Below are 14,210 nucleotides of genomic sequence, written 5' to 3'. Positions count from 1 at the left end.
AGTTTTTTTATTTATTATAGAGTTCAATCTCATCAATCATTATCATTGGTTTTTTTTGCTTTCGCTTTCGCCAAATTGGTAAATCATCTTGATTATCAATTAGTAGCTTTATTTTATCAAATTTACTAAAGTTTTTACTGTTCATCTCTATCAGTTCTGTTTTAATAACAGAATCTTCTGTTAAATTCCCTATAAATTTCTCTGTAATCAGCAACCATTCTTCATTATTAAAACCATAAATAGAAATTTTCTTTGGTTTAAAAATCCAATGTCTTTGATCATCGAGAAAATTTATTTTTATTTGATTGAAATCTAGTTTGTTGGTAATTAGTTCTATCTCTGGATTGGTTCCATACCATCCAATCCAGTTGATGTTATAGTCTTTATAACCTCTAATCCCATCAACAAGCCCGTAGCTTCCTTTTCCTGTAAATTCTTCGGCTGGGAATGTCAGAAAATTAACCTTTAGTTTTTCTCCCAGATGATTTGTCGAGTCTTTGGCTATTAGGAGCCATTCTTCATAATATTTTTCTGGAGATAAACCACCTTCACTTAATTCATAGATTCCTAGTTCTGAACAGTTTTTTGTGAAATTTCGAACTCTTTCTGTTATCCCTTTTTTTATTTCTTTTTGGCCTTTTTCATTAGCCATAAACATACCATGTTGATCCTTGCCATAAAATTTTGATTGTTCAAAAAATACATATTCCAAAGCTAAACGTAATTTTTTGACTCTCGACTCTAATATAGGATCTTGATTAACTGCAAGTGTTGCCTCATTAATTAAATAGTCATATTGATCCATTGCTTCCGGTGATAAAAATGTATTTCTGCTTTGAACCGGACCTGAATAGATGTCTAGGTATGAATGAGATTTTTGTTGATTTTCGGCTAAAAGATTTAAATACTTTCTAATTTGAGGTGCCGCTTTACCATAAAAACCTCTTAGGAAATCATCTGTAGTGGCTTCAATATCAATATCAGTATTCCATAATAATTTGGCCAAAAGATATTGTCTTAATTCTGTAAAATCACCAGGAACATCTGCATATCCTTGTACAAATAATCCTTTTACATTATTTTTTTCAAAGAATTTATAGTTGTCTGAAAAAGTATGAATGTTAGGAAAAGGAGATAAATAGTTTGAAAATTGTACCGTATAATCCCATAAATATAAATGAGATGTAGTTTCGTTCCAATCTTGCAATGTTTTTCTAAAAGACTTACTGTAAGTATCGTCCACAATAGCTTTTCCTCGATTCAATTCAATTGGGCAAAACAGGGTATATATATTTGGTTGTAATTTTAAATTTGTCGGAGGCTTAAATGTATGAAGATAAGCTAAAGTTACTATTTTTGTTTTAGGGAAATATACTGCAATTTTGTTTAAAAAATAATAGAGAGACCCTTGAGGGCCTCCGTATTTATTGTTTATAGATTTGCATTCTTGACATTCACAATAGATTACATCGTCATTTTGACTTACAGAATAGAATGGAGCATTGGGGTTTTGCGCAATCACTTTCTGTATTTTTTGTATTACTAAATCCACCACAGTGTCATTAGTCATACAAATGGATTCGCCGTTTCGGTTTCCTTCATACAATGCAAAAAAAGTTGGATTCTTTTTGAAATATTCTTGAGGTGGTAAAAGTTTACTAAAGGAATGTCCCCAAACGCTAAAGTCTTCTAAATGCCAATCTAATTTATGCCAATCTCTGAAATTTTCATCGTAAGCATCTGGATATAATAATGCTCGATACTCAAAAGAAGGTTTATGGTACTGCTCCGTGTTTTTTGGAAATACAACTACATCTAACTTTGGAATGTAGGTTTCTTTAGCAGTGAATTTTCTAAATCCCCAAGTTTCTAATAAGGTATAAACCGCATAGCGTAGCAATTTTTCATTTGGAGCAATCAAAAAAATATCAGTTGCATTGCTTTTAATTATAAAACTATTATCAGCATTTAATTTTTTTAAATTTGATATGCTGAGATGAATTTTTAAGTTTTTTTCAATCGAATTATTTTCGTTTTGAATCAAAAATAAATTAGAAAAAGATTTATCTAAATATGATTTTAACAATACTGCTGCAGGTCTTGCTCTCTCGGATGCAATACTGATCGAGTTCTCGCTAGCTGTTAGATTCTTAATAACAATATCAGATTGAGCCATCATTTTGAAGCTTAAAAGAAACAGGATAAATAGTATTCTATTTAAATTGAATTTTTTATAAAACATTTTAGAATTTATATTGGAGCATTAAAGATATTTCTAATTCGTTTTGTTTTAAGTTTGGAGCGTATTCCTGATTATTAAATGTTGCTTGGATTCCAGTTAAATAGTGATTATTGAATAATTTGTAATATCCAGCGCCAATTCTATAGGAGTTAAGACTAACTCTTTGTTCAAATTGACCTATAGTAGTTCTCTCATCTGGTGACGTTCCATATCCTGCAACTAATGAAATATAATCATATTTTGTATCAAAATAATATCTGGTTGTCAGCGAGAATGAAGGATGGTAGTCCTTGTCATTATTTTGTAGGTAGGATCTAAAATTTATCCAATAGGAACCGATATATTTACCAACTCCCAAAACAATTGTTTTAGTTTCTGTATTTTCTGATTTAATGTATCGAAATCCTAAATCAGCTTCCCATCCCTTTTTGAAATTTTGATAAAAAGAATATCCTACTCTTAACTTTGGGAAAACTACATCTTGACTGTATGCTACACTTGCGTAAGAATAATTATTTTTTCCTGTAAAAAAATAGGATTCTGCTTCAAATTGTTTGCCTTCAGCAATACTTTTTCCAGAAGACAATCTATTCGCATAATTAATTCGGCCTATTAAAGAACCCCAGCCACGTTCTCGGATGTATTGTATGCTTCCAAAATGCCAAGGGCCATAACCATTTCTATTGAAAGTTGTATAACTGTAATTAAAGCCCAACCTGTCAGACTTTATTTTTGACTCTATAAGAAAAAGGCTTTGTTTAATTTCAGGATCGTTAGGGTATCTTTCTTGTAACGATTGTACATAGTTATATTCTTTTTTAGTTTCTTTTTGTAATTGATAAACCACTATTTTCTTTTTCTGAAAATCTCTGTTTTCAGGATGCATTTGAATGGCTTGATCTATTGTTTTTTCGGCTTCCAGATAGTTTTCTTTTTCTAATTCGATGTTGATTAGATAGTTAAAAGCATCTTCGTTAGAATTGGTTTTTTTGATGTAATAGTTGTAATAGTAGCTCGCGCTATCTTTATTTTTCAACAAATCATGGTTACGTCCTAATATCAAATAATAATCAAGATAATTTGGTGCTATTTTTTTAGCCATTAATGCTCTTTGAATATTTTTAGTATAATTTTTTTCATGCTGCATGTCTTTTATGATTACTGTTAAAAGACTATCGGTATCAATTTTTTGGGCGTTTATTTTTTGATTTGAAAAAATGAATATAAAAATGAAAAAACCGACTATATTTAAAATTTTGCTATTCCTCATGATGTTTGTTTTTGTTCAGTTGTAAATCCTTGACGTACCATCACTCCCCATTTTTGCTCTTTTTGTCTTATAAAGTGCCAATAACCCTTTAAGGAAGCGTAAACATTGAGGGGATGAAAGACAAAAGGTTCAATAAAAATCATTGCTATTAATATTAACACCTCTTTAATACCAGTGTAATGTTTATAAATTAATTGATCTAAAAATACAGAAATTAGAGTTATGCTTATATAAAATAAATATACAAAAGCACTGCCAATCAATAAAAAATCATAGTTAATACTAAAAAAGAACAAATCAATTGTTAAAACAATTAAGCCTAAGATTTCTAAAATAGGAACTGCAAATTCATAAAGCAAATAATAAGGAAAAATGAGGAGGCCAGTTTTACCGTATTTTGGATTTAAAAAGACATCTTTATGTAAATATAATGTTTGAACTAATCCTCTGGCCCAACGCACTCTTTGTCTTAAGAATATAGTCATACTGGCAGGGACCTCAGTCCAACAAAGAGATTCCGGTATATATATTATTAAGAACTTTTCTTTTTTCTTGTGCATCAGTTTTCTCATTCGAGTGATGAGTTCCATATCTTCCCCAAGTGATTTATGCCAATATCCGCCAGCTTCAATGACCGTTTCTTTATCGAACATTCCTAAACCGCCAGAAACTAATAGTAAACCATTAATTTTGCTCCAAGCCATTCTTCCAAATAAAAACGAACGAATATATTCCAGTTCCTGAAAACGGGCAAAAAAATTATCTGGAAAATGTGATTTAAAAAGCATTCCATCTTTAAACTCACATGAATTTGAAATTCGTATTGCAGCCCCGGTCGCGATTACTTTTTCAGTATTTTCAATAAAAGGTTTGGCGAGCATTGAAATCGTATCTTTTCTTAAAATACAATCTACATCTGTACAGATAAATAAGGAGTATTTAGCAGAGTTGATACCGGCATTTGATCCGTCAGCTTTACTCTTTCCGTTTTCTTTATCGACAACTAAAAGTTTGGAGTATATAGGATTCGTTGACTTATAATGCCCTCTTACAGGTTGTGTCGGTATTTTTTCTTGATAGAAAAAATCTACTTTAACTAAATTAAACTCTCTAATTAATATTTCTAGAGTAGCATCGGTACTTCCGTCATTAACAATAACCACTTCAAATTTTGGGTACTCTTGAAAAAGTAGTGATTTAACGTTGTATACAATAGTAGTTGCTTCATTGAATGCTGGAGCTACTATAGAAACGCCAACAGTATGATTAGATTTAACCAATATTTCTTTAAGTAGGAAATATTTAGATTTATAATACTTTTTTATAGCTGTCCAAGATAATATAGCCAGTAATAAATAAAATACAATATAACTAATGGAATAATAAGCAATATAGGTTTCGTAGGTTTTAATAATGTTTTCTAGGGTGCTCAATTTAAATATGGGTTATTTACATGTAAAACAATTCTTTTTATGATTTCATTTTCTGATGCATCTTCTGTTTTATAGGTATTAAAGAAAGTGGTATCAATTTTATTAATACAATTAACAATTTCGAATTTTATTTCTAAATCGACTTCTTTTAAAAGAATGCTTAAAGCAAAATCTTTGGTGTCATTATCACCAATGGCTCCCATTGTTTTCAAAGCAGAAATTTTATTTCGTTTATCTGTTTCTTTTGGATAATGGTTTATTAAAAGCTCATTTGCTTCTATAATGTATAAGTTTCGAATGACTAAGAAAGTTTCTTTTCGGACCTTATTACTAGCATTGCTTAAAAGATGGCTTATTTGAGTAGTTGTTAAAGTTTCTCTATATCTAATCATTAATTTAATAGCCAGTATTACTACAGAACTATTTTTATTGTAGAGCCATTCATTAATTTTTTTAGGTAAAGCAGACTTTTTTTGATGAATTATGTCAAGGATTTTGAGCTCGTCGGCATATGATATTTGTTTTTCATAATTGCTTAAAAAATCAAATTTTTGATCAGAAAGAGAAATTACGGCAATCAATGCATTCGATTTTAAGAATTTATTTTTAACATATATATTAGGTCTTATATATCCTGTTTTGATTTTATATTCTAATATTTGATAATGGTATATCCCTAACAATTTATTTTCCCAGCTCCTGCTTTTTATCAGTTTATCACTATAATCGTGAAATCCAAAATATTTGTAAATTAAGAGCATTTGATGCGGATTAACTCCGTTAATATTTCTTTTAATGGTAATGATTTTATTTAGAATAATACCTTTACACCATTTTTTTTTAAAAGGTACTTCTTCTATAAATAGTTTTATTTGTTCTTTTATATACTTAGAATCATAATTAGAAAATATAATCTCAGTAAGAAAATCGTTTGTTTTAATATCTACCTCATTTTTTATAATTATTTTTTTTTCAAAACCATAACGATTTACAATCAATAATAGTACTAAAGAAACAATAACAATTAAAAGAAAAGGAATGATGATGTATTTAAAAAGATTAAAAGAAAATTCAGCTTTAAAAAATGAATAATTAAGATTTAATAATTCATTTTTAATAGCAATATAACTTATGTCAGTATCTAATTTTTTAAATAAAAACGCGGTAATATTGGTAATGTCTTTGAACAAATTATACAAGTAATTGGTCATACTTTTATTTCATTAGGCCCCAAATTAAGCGATTCATAAGTCGATAAATATAGAAATAAAATGCACATTAAATGGGTGTTAAGTTTAAAACTTTTCAAAAACACCCAATCCAAATAATGCAAAGTCATATTTAACGGGATCAATTGGGTCGAATTCACGTAGTCTTAAATCTAATTCGGCTAATGCTTTTGCATCATTTTGTTTTCGGGTCAGCAATCCTAATTTTCGCGCTACATTACCGGAATGCACATCCAAAGGACAGGATAAAGAAGCTGGAGAAATACTTTTCCATATTCCTAAATCGACACCTTTAGTGTCCTGGCGCACCATCCAGCGTAAAAACATGTTAATCCTTTTTGCTGCAGAATTGTTCAGAGGGTCTGAAATGTGTTTTTGTGTTCTATATTGATGCGGGATTTCAAAAAAAATTTTCTTGAATTCATGAATGCTTTTTTGCATTGAATCGGTCCCGACGCTTCGGGATTGATTGGTACTAAAAACAGCTTCCAATCCGTTGTGGTTTTTATAAATGTGTTGCAAACTTCTGATAAAGCTGGCAAAATCCTGTCCGTTAAAAGTTCGATGAACAAAAATTTCTAGTCGCTCCAAATCATTTTCGGTATGTGACATAACAAAATCATAAGGGGCATTCCCCATTAAAGCCATCATTTTATGGGAGTTTTTGATTATCATTTTACGATTTCCCCAAGCGATTGCAGCACTTAGAAAACCAGCAATTTCGATATCTTCTTTCTGTGAAAATAAATGTGGAATTTGGACAGGATCACTTTCTATGAAGTCGAGCGTGTTGTACTGTACCACTTTTTCGTCGAGGAAGGATTTTAGTTCTAGGTTTGTCATTTTATTGGAACACGGATAACACAGATTAAACTGATTTCCACGGATTTTTTTATTTCTGAATACTGCAAACTGAACACTGATTACTGACCACTAATTTGTCCATCTATCATTACTAACTTTCTATCGGCCATATTCGCTAAATCCTCATTATGGGTAACAATAACGAAGGTTTGTCCCAACTCATCACGCAGTTTAAAGAATAATTGATGCAGGTTTTCAGCCGAAGCAGTATCGAGATTTCCCGAAGGTTCATCTGCAAAAATGATTGCCGGTTTGTTGATTAAAGCTCTTGCGACAGCTACACGTTGTTGTTCTCCACCGGAAAGTTCATTGGGTTTATGATTCATTCGATGGGAAAGCCCAAGATAAGTCAGCAGTTTTTTTGCTTCGATCTCTGTTTCCTGTTTTGATTTATTGGCAATGAAAGCAGGAATGCAAACATTTTCTAATGCGGTAAATTCTGGTAATAATTGATGAAATTGAAAAATAAAACCTAAATTTAGATTTCTGAATTTAGATAAAATTTTGTCATTCATAGTCAGAATGTCTTCATTGTTGATGCGTAATTCAATTCCATTTTCAACGGTTGGCTTGTCTAAAGTTCCAAGGATTTGCAAAAGTGTCGTTTTTCCGGCTCCCGAAGCGCCCACGATAGAGACAATTTCTCCTTTTTGAATATGTAAATCAACTCCTTTCAACACATGTAGTTGATCGTAATATTTATGTAGATTTTTGGCTTGTATCATTTTGAAACTGTTTTGGCAAAGAAACAAAGATTTTAATGATTATTAAATGCATCGCAATATATTTTACTTTGACAAAATATAAACTTTAGTTAATATCGGATAATCAGTTCGTTTTAATGAATAAATTTGATTCTAAATCGGGAATGATGAAAAAAATAATTGGAATTTTTCTGGTACTATTGCCTTTTTCATTTTGTGCGAAAGAAAAGAATAGTAGTGTGCCAAAAAGTAAAGAAACAAAAAATATGGAAATGCAAAACGGATTAGAAGTTGCAACCTTTGCTGGAGGTTGTTTTTGGTGTACTGAGGCAGTTTTTTTAGAATTGGCGGGAGTAAAAAAAGTTATTTCGGGATATATTGGCGGCAATACTATAAACCCAACATACAAGGATATTTGCAATGGAGACACCGGTCATGCGGAAGCCACTGAAATTACTTTTGATCCTAAGGAAATAAGTTTTGGAGAACTGTTGGAAATATTTTTTGCCACACATGATCCCACTACGTTAAATCGTCAGGGGAATGATGTTGGGACACAATATCGTAGTGAAATTTTTTACCATAATCCTATTCAAAAGCAACTCTCCGAAGATTATATTGCTTTGATGACCAGCGAGAATACATTTGGGAAACCAATTGTAACCAAGATTTCTGCAGCTTCTAAATTTTATGAAGCCGAAGACTATCATCAAAATTATTACAATCAAAACAAGACTCAAGGATATTGCAGTTATGTAATTACTCCAAAAATTGAGAAACTGAAAAAAGAGTATCAAGACAAGCTCAAAAAATAATTGGCATTAGATTTGCACAATTTTCTAAAAATAATTGAAATAGTATGACAGAAAAAGCGCAGATTATTACAGAAAATAATAAAACTAGAAATCTTATATTAGGGATTCTGTTTGATGCAATAGGATTAGTATCGTTTACGGTTCCGTTGGTTGGAGAGTTCTCCGATGTGATTTGGGCACCTTTGGCTGGGTTTCTAATGACTTGGATGTATAAAGGAACCATAGGGCGAGTAGGAGGAGTAGTTACTTTTTTGGAAGAAATTTTACCCTTTTCGGATTTTATACCAACATTCACATTGACTTGGATTTATAATTATTGGATTAAAAACAAAAACGCCTCGTAATTGAGGCGTTTTTGTTATTCTTTAAAAAGAAATCCCAATCCCATGCGTTTTAACATCTTTTTTTCGAATGCCCAAAAGAATTTGAACTGTCCAAAAAGAAATCCAATTAGGACTAAAAGCACTTGATATATTGGAAAAATTAAAAGTAATCGAACAGGGGTAAACCAATAACCTAAATCTGATTTTGTAATTCCTAACCAAAGACAAAATGGTTTTGATAGCCAAGCCGAAGCAGAACCGGTAATCGCAAAAACGATAAATATGATGGTGAGTTGGAAATTAGTATCTATTCCCCAACGCTGTTTTAGTTTATTCATTTCTATTTATAATGATTACAAATATAGTAACATTATCTGATGGGGACAAAACCAAAAAGTTTTTGTTTATAGGTGTTTTGAAAATAAATCATGTAATTGTAGATTAAATAATTTACTTCGTAGCCATAATCAATATTTGGATCATAATTGATTGTCATTTCATATAGATTTGAATCGTATCGCATTGGTTGTAAAACGCGACTATTCCATTCACTGACATACAATTGATTTTTATTCTCTAAATAGCTTTGAGAATGATATCCTCTTTGATAAGCTCTTGAGTTCAACCACGTACTAAAACCTGCATCAATAATAATTACTTCATATTCTAACGCGTCATTGGCAATTCGAATCGTATCGCCCTGAGCAGCAACGGACTTTTCATTGCTTGGGAAATTTGACTTTGAAGTAGTACATCCCAAAAAAGCGCAAAAAAGAATGAATATAATGTAATAATTATTTTTCATGATAAATAAATGAATTATAAAGTTACAAAAACAAAGGATTAATCTGTAGTATTTTAACAAAAAAAAAGAGACTGTCCTTTTTTCTCGGACAGTCTCTTTTAAAGAGTTAAAAAGGCAGACTAGCTTAACAAACTAATGATTTGTTGTGCTAATTCAGTTCCAATTCTATCTTGTGCTTCTCCAGTTGCAGCTCCAATATGTGGAGTCATTGATATTTTTGGATTCATTAGAATTGTCATTTCAGGAGTTGGTTCGTTTTCAAAAACGTCTAGTCCGGCAAACAATACTTTTCCACTGTCCAAAGCTTTTACTAATGCTACTTCATCAATAACACCACCACGAGCACAGTTTACGATACCGACACCGTCCTTCATAATAGCCAATTCTTTCTCTCCAATGATGTAACCGTCTTGAGCAGGAACGTGTAAGGTAATGAAATCAGCTTCTTTGAATAAAGATTCCAATGATTGAGAAACGATTGTTGTTGTAATCGATTGGCCATCAAAAAATTCTACTTTAACGTCAACTTGTGGGATAAACATATCTGCAGCAATCACTTTCATACCTAGACCTAATGCCATTTTAGCAGTAGCTTGACCAATACGCCCAATTCCTACTACTCCAAGCGTTTTTCCTCTTAGTTCAACTCCATTTGCATACGCTTTTTTCAAACCTTCAAAGTTTGTATCTCCTTCAAGGGGCATGTTTTTATTAGAGTCATGCAAGAAACGAACCCCAGAAAATAAATGTGCAAAAACTAATTCTGCCACTGATTCTGATGAAGAGGCCGGTGTATTTATTACGTGAATTCCTTTGCTTTTCGCATATTCCACATCAATATTATCCATTCCTACACCGCCACGGCCTATGATTTTTAATCCTGGGCAAGCATCAATGATATCCTGACGAACTTTAGTCGCACTTCGTACCAAAACTACACATACATTATTTTCGTTTACAAAGTTAGCCACTTGTTCTTGCGCTACTTTTGTAGTTATAACTTCAAATCCACCTTTTTCTAAAGCTAGAATTCCACTTTTTGAAATTCCGTCATTGGCTAATATTTTCATTTGTGTTTTATATTTAAAGATTGAAAAATTAAATAATTTAAAGATTCAATCAGGATTTTTTAAATTTTAAAGTATAATTTTAATTGAAAGATGTACTAATTGGTTTTCATAATTATTAATTTTTTCAATTTTTAAATCATTAAATCTTTTTTTCAAGTTCTTTCATTACATCAACCAATACTTGAACACTTTCTAATGGAAGTGCATTGTACATAGAAGCTCTGTAACCACCTACGGAGCGATGTCCAGGTAATCCAGATATTCCTGCTGCTTTCCACATTGCATCAAATGTTGCGGCATGCGCTTCGTCATTTAATAAGAAAGTAGCATTCATGTTTGAACGGTCTTCAACAGCTGCAGCTCCTTTAAATAAAGGGTTTCTGTCTATTTCTCCATAAAGTAATACTGCTTTAGCATTGTTTATTTTTTCAATAGCAGCAATTCCACCAAGGTTTTTCAACCATTGTAATGTCAATAATGAAGCATAAACGGGGAAAACAGGAGGAGTATTATACATACTTTCTGCTTTGATATGTTTAGTATAATCCAACATACTTGGGATAATTCGGTTGTTTTTAGCAAGAATTTCTTCTTTTACAACAACCAAAGTAGTTCCAGCTGGACCCATATTTTTTTGTGCTCCTGCATAAATCAAATCAAATTTAGAAAAATCCAATTCTCTTGAAAAGATATCAGAACTCATGTCACATACAAGCGGCATGTCAACTGATGGAAATTCCTTCATTTGTGTACCAAAAATAGTATTGTTACTGGTGCAATGGAAATAATCAGCATCTGAAGGTACAGTATATCCTTTTGGGATATGGTTGTAATTTTGTTCTTTAGAAGAAGCTACAACAACGGTATCTCCAAAAAGTTTTGCTTCTTTTATAGCGCCTGAAGCCCATGTTCCGGTATCAAGATAAGCCGCTTTTCCACCTTCTTTCATTAAGTTATAAGGAACCATCAAGAATTCTAAACTTGCTCCGCCAGCAAGAAATAATGCTTGATATCCTTTGCCTTCAAGGCCTAAAAGTTCAATAACAATTGCTCTAGCCTCATCCATAACGGCAACGAAGTCTTTACTTCTATGCGAAATTTCTAAAAGGGATAACCCAGAATCGTTAAAATTTAGTATAGCTTGTGCTGATTTTTCAAAAACTTCTTGTGGTAAAATACAAGGTCCTGCGCTGTAGTTGTGTTTTTTCATGGTGTAGTTTAAGTCCAAAAAATTAAAGTGCAAATTTCGGGAATAGGAATTTAAAAGGCGTTAATTAATTCGAAATAATTGAACATATTTCAACTATGTTGTTAACAAAAACGAAATAGTATCGATGTTATCTGCGTAATTCCACAATTTAGGTTTTTGGGTTTGTCCAAAACCAATACTGCTCTCTATAAGATTGTCACTTACAATGCACTGAATTTGCTCATTTTCGGATTGTAACCTTGTTTTCAAATCATTGATGTCATCATAAAACTCATAAAATACACTAGAAATAGGCGAGGCATGGCTTTTATCTTCTTTTATTGTTAAAAAACCATTGTCTAATAATTTGAAATTACTCATCAGGAAAACGGCTTTGTTGTAATCGTAATTATTCGCATATTTTTCATAATGAATAACGTCTTGGTACTCAAATATGGCTTCAAAAAAAGCGTCAAATGAGTATCCTTTTGGAACAAAAATTTTAGAAACATTGCGACAACCCAATCCAAAATATCGGAATATATCTTCCCCTAAAGAAGCTAGTTGCTCTTTGGTTTCTTTTCCATTCAAAACTGCAATTGAGTTTCTGCTTTTTCGAATGATAGAAGGTTTGTCTTTGAAATAATATTCAAAATAACGGGCAGTATTATTACTTCCCGTTGCTATTACAGCATCAAAATTTTCTAATTTCCCTGCTACGAAAGTGATGTTATTGGCTAATTCAGAATCAATTGCAATGATGTATTTAGCCAAAAAAGGCAACAAATGTTGATCATTTGAGGATGTTTTTACCAATACATTATTTCCTGTAATTAAAACCGAAAGAAAATCATGAAAACCCACTAGCGGAATATTTCCGGCAAGAATTAAGGCGATGTTTTTAGGTTCGTTTATTGGGAAATCATAAGCAGAAAGCCATAGATTTAAGTTTTCTGCCGTTAAAGCTTCTGCCCAAGATTGAATAGCAAAATACACTTGTTCCGGTGTATACCATCCATTATGGGATTGAGATAATTTTATTAATTCGATAAAATCATCAAAAAACAGATCGTTGTGCAAAACACTTGGATTCTTAGAAGTATTATCTTCGGAAAACTGACTTAAGAATTTCCCTAATTCAACAAAAACACTTTTTTTTGTTTCTAATGTCATAATGTTTGCTTATGAATAGTTTTGATTGTAATTTTGCACAAAAATAAGGATAAAGTAATTAGGCATTGTTAAAAAAACATAAGTTTTAAAACAAACTTTAAACCTAAAACGTTATACTTTTAAACAAAGAACAATGGCAATTATTATAACAGACGAATGTATCAATTGTGGTGCTTGTGAACCAGAGTGCCCAAATACAGCAATATACGAAGGAGCAGATGATTGGAGATATAAAGACGGAACAAAATTGAAAGGAAAAGTAATTTTACCTGATGGTTCTGAAGTAGATTCTGATGAAGCTCAAACTCCAATTTCTGACGAAGTGTATTACATTGTGCCAGGAAAATGTACTGAGTGTAAAGGTTTTCACGATGAGCCGCAATGTGCTGCAGTATGTCCTGTGGATTGTTGTATTCCGGATGACAATCATGTAGAAAGCGAAGAAACGTTACTAAACAGACAAGCGTTTTTACATAACGAATAAAGATTAAATTCTAATTTTAAAAAAAAATCCTGAGATAACTCAGGATTTTTTTTGTTGTATTCCGAAATAGATTATTTTTTGATAATTACAAAAGTTTCTACGGTTATTTTGTCTGTTTTGTCATCATAGGATTCTAAAACTAAATTCCCATTGGCATCAAAGTAACCATAAGAAGTTTTGTTTTTTGAACTATAGATATAATTGTTGTTTGATGTTTTTCTCAAAACAGCTGCTTTTTCTTGATTAGGTTGGTATATAGTATATCCACTTTCAGCTAGTTTAACCTGATATTTTTCTCCGTTTAAATCATAATAAGCTGACCTGTCAATGTCAACAATATTTGTAACTCCATTTGCTGTAATTGTAGTAATTGCAGTAACTTCAACCGGTGTTTCTTTTCTTTCTTTGTTTAAAGCATTAGATTCGGCGTCTTTTAATTCAATTTTTTGAATTTCTTTTACTTCTTGAGTTTTTATTGATTTTTTCTGACCATCAGAATTTTTTACTGTAGTAACTGTCGTTTTAACTTCAGATTTAACATTTTTATTTTGAGCTTGAATATTTATTGAAAATAGAAAAGCAACCATTCCAAGAATTATAGTTTTCATA

General features: G+C 31.4%; 15 protein-coding genes. 3 read left to right on the top strand and 12 right to left on the bottom strand.

Annotated features, from left to right (window positions below; translation table 11 throughout):
- Positions 1-7 precede the first annotated feature (7 nt).
- The 6 genes from E0I61_RS10700 to E0I61_RS10675 form a co-directional block, all read right to left on the bottom strand.
- Entirely contained in the window at positions 8-2,242 is a 2,235-nt protein-coding gene (locus E0I61_RS10700) for a DUF4838 domain-containing protein (protein ID WP_235832109.1), read from the bottom strand.
- A 1-nt stretch (position 2,243) separates the two neighbouring features.
- Positions 2,244-3,512, bottom strand: a complete 1,269-nt coding sequence (locus tag E0I61_RS10695; RefSeq protein WP_132071328.1) for a YaiO family outer membrane beta-barrel protein — start codon at positions 3,510-3,512, stop codon at positions 2,244-2,246.
- Positions 3,509-4,945 carry a glycosyltransferase family 2 protein gene (locus E0I61_RS10690; protein ID WP_132071326.1) on the bottom strand — a complete coding sequence of 479 codons (1,437 nt, stop codon included), beginning with the start codon at positions 4,943-4,945 and terminating at the stop codon, positions 3,509-3,511. Before E0I61_RS10690 ends, E0I61_RS10695 begins: the two co-directional genes overlap by 4 nt.
- Entirely contained in the window at positions 4,942-6,156 is a 1,215-nt protein-coding gene (locus E0I61_RS10685) for a hypothetical protein (protein ID WP_165930212.1), read from the bottom strand. The genes E0I61_RS10690 and E0I61_RS10685 overlap by 4 nt, the downstream gene beginning before the upstream one ends.
- 84 nt (positions 6,157-6,240) lie before the next feature.
- Positions 6,241-7,017, bottom strand: a complete 777-nt coding sequence (locus E0I61_RS10680) for a TIGR02757 family protein (RefSeq protein ID WP_132071324.1) — start codon at positions 7,015-7,017, stop codon at positions 6,241-6,243.
- Between the two features lie 80 nt (positions 7,018-7,097).
- Positions 7,098-7,763 carry an ABC transporter ATP-binding protein gene (locus E0I61_RS10675; RefSeq protein ID WP_131994538.1) on the bottom strand — a complete coding sequence of 222 codons (666 nt, stop codon included), beginning with the start codon at positions 7,761-7,763 and terminating at the stop codon, positions 7,098-7,100.
- Positions 7,764-8,008: 245 nt separating this feature from the next.
- Between E0I61_RS10675 and msrA the strand changes: the two genes are divergently transcribed.
- Entirely contained in the window at positions 8,009-8,557 is a 549-nt protein-coding gene (msrA, locus tag E0I61_RS10670) for a peptide-methionine (S)-S-oxide reductase MsrA (RefSeq protein WP_132071416.1), read from the top strand.
- A 44-nt stretch (positions 8,558-8,601) separates the two neighbouring features.
- On the top strand, positions 8,602-8,901 hold the full coding sequence (locus E0I61_RS10665; protein WP_131994541.1) for a hypothetical protein: 300 nt from the start codon (positions 8,602-8,604) through the stop codon (positions 8,899-8,901).
- Positions 8,902-8,915: 14 nt separating this feature from the next.
- Here E0I61_RS10665 and E0I61_RS10660 read toward each other — a convergent pair whose 3' ends face one another.
- The 5 genes from E0I61_RS10660 to E0I61_RS10640 all read right to left on the bottom strand — a co-directional run bounded on the left by E0I61_RS10660 (position 8,916) and on the right by E0I61_RS10640 (position 13,117).
- Positions 8,916-9,218 (bottom strand): DUF6787 family protein, encoded by a 303-nt coding sequence (locus E0I61_RS10660; RefSeq protein WP_132071322.1) that lies wholly within the window; start codon positions 9,216-9,218, stop codon positions 8,916-8,918.
- A gap of 32 nt (positions 9,219-9,250) precedes the next feature.
- Positions 9,251-9,685, bottom strand: coding sequence for a DUF6146 family protein (locus E0I61_RS10655; protein ID WP_132071320.1), 435 nt, complete (start codon positions 9,683-9,685; stop codon positions 9,251-9,253).
- 119 nt (positions 9,686-9,804) lie between these two features.
- Positions 9,805-10,755 (bottom strand): D-2-hydroxyacid dehydrogenase, encoded by a 951-nt coding sequence (locus tag E0I61_RS10650; RefSeq protein ID WP_131994550.1) that lies wholly within the window; start codon positions 10,753-10,755, stop codon positions 9,805-9,807.
- A 139-nt stretch (positions 10,756-10,894) separates the two neighbouring features.
- Positions 10,895-11,965, bottom strand: coding sequence for a 3-phosphoserine/phosphohydroxythreonine transaminase (serC, locus tag E0I61_RS10645; protein WP_131994553.1), 1,071 nt, complete (start codon positions 11,963-11,965; stop codon positions 10,895-10,897).
- 93 nt (positions 11,966-12,058) lie between these two features.
- A complete protein-coding gene (locus E0I61_RS10640) occupies positions 12,059-13,117 on the bottom strand; it encodes an acyl-CoA reductase (RefSeq protein ID WP_132071318.1) in 1,059 nt (352 codons plus the stop codon).
- 133 nt (positions 13,118-13,250) lie between these two features.
- Here E0I61_RS10640 and E0I61_RS10635 point away from each other — a divergent pair, with 133 nt between their 5' ends.
- Complete coding sequence (locus tag E0I61_RS10635) at positions 13,251-13,601, top strand: 4Fe-4S dicluster domain-containing protein (protein WP_126454541.1); 351 nt, start codon at positions 13,251-13,253, stop codon at positions 13,599-13,601.
- Positions 13,602-13,672: 71 nt separating this feature from the next.
- Here E0I61_RS10635 and E0I61_RS10630 read toward each other — a convergent pair whose 3' ends face one another.
- Positions 13,673-14,209, bottom strand: a complete 537-nt coding sequence (locus tag E0I61_RS10630; protein WP_131994559.1) for a hypothetical protein — start codon at positions 14,207-14,209, stop codon at positions 13,673-13,675.
- Position 14,210 lies beyond the last annotated feature (1 nt).

Source organism: Flavobacterium ranwuense (assembly GCF_004349315.1).
Taxonomy (GTDB): domain Bacteria; phylum Bacteroidota; class Bacteroidia; order Flavobacteriales; family Flavobacteriaceae; genus Flavobacterium; species Flavobacterium ranwuense.
This window is presented reverse-complemented; position numbering and strand designations above follow the sequence as displayed.

Excerpts from the sequence above, each read along its gene's own strand:
- E0I61_RS10665 (WP_131994541.1), top strand. The coding sequence starts at position 8,602 with ATGACAGAAAAAGCGCAGATTATTACAGAAAATAATAAAACTAGAAAT.
- E0I61_RS10675 (WP_131994538.1), bottom strand. The coding sequence starts at position 7,763 with ATGATACAAGCCAAAAATCTACATAAATATTACGATCAACTACATGTG.
- E0I61_RS10700 (WP_235832109.1), bottom strand. The coding sequence starts at position 2,242 with ATGTTTTATAAAAAATTCAATTTAAATAGAATACTATTTATCCTGTTT.
- E0I61_RS10695 (WP_132071328.1), bottom strand. The coding sequence starts at position 3,512 with ATGAGGAATAGCAAAATTTTAAATATAGTCGGTTTTTTCATTTTTATA.
- E0I61_RS10635 (WP_126454541.1), top strand. The coding sequence starts at position 13,251 with ATGGCAATTATTATAACAGACGAATGTATCAATTGTGGTGCTTGTGAA.
- E0I61_RS10630 (WP_131994559.1), bottom strand. The coding sequence starts at position 14,209 with ATGAAAACTATAATTCTTGGAATGGTTGCTTTTCTATTTTCAATAAAT.
- E0I61_RS10685 (WP_165930212.1), bottom strand. The coding sequence starts at position 6,156 with ATGACCAATTACTTGTATAATTTGTTCAAAGACATTACCAATATTACC.
- serC (WP_131994553.1), bottom strand. The coding sequence starts at position 11,965 with ATGAAAAAACACAACTACAGCGCAGGACCTTGTATTTTACCACAAGAA.
- E0I61_RS10650 (WP_131994550.1), bottom strand. The coding sequence starts at position 10,755 with ATGAAAATATTAGCCAATGACGGAATTTCAAAAAGTGGAATTCTAGCT.
- E0I61_RS10680 (WP_132071324.1), bottom strand. The coding sequence starts at position 7,017 with ATGACAAACCTAGAACTAAAATCCTTCCTCGACGAAAAAGTGGTACAG.
- E0I61_RS10655 (WP_132071320.1), bottom strand. The coding sequence starts at position 9,685 with ATGAAAAATAATTATTACATTATATTCATTCTTTTTTGCGCTTTTTTG.
- E0I61_RS10640 (WP_132071318.1), bottom strand. The coding sequence starts at position 13,117 with ATGACATTAGAAACAAAAAAAAGTGTTTTTGTTGAATTAGGGAAATTC.
- E0I61_RS10660 (WP_132071322.1), bottom strand. The coding sequence starts at position 9,218 with ATGAATAAACTAAAACAGCGTTGGGGAATAGATACTAATTTCCAACTC.
- msrA (WP_132071416.1), top strand. The coding sequence starts at position 8,009 with ATGGAAATGCAAAACGGATTAGAAGTTGCAACCTTTGCTGGAGGTTGT.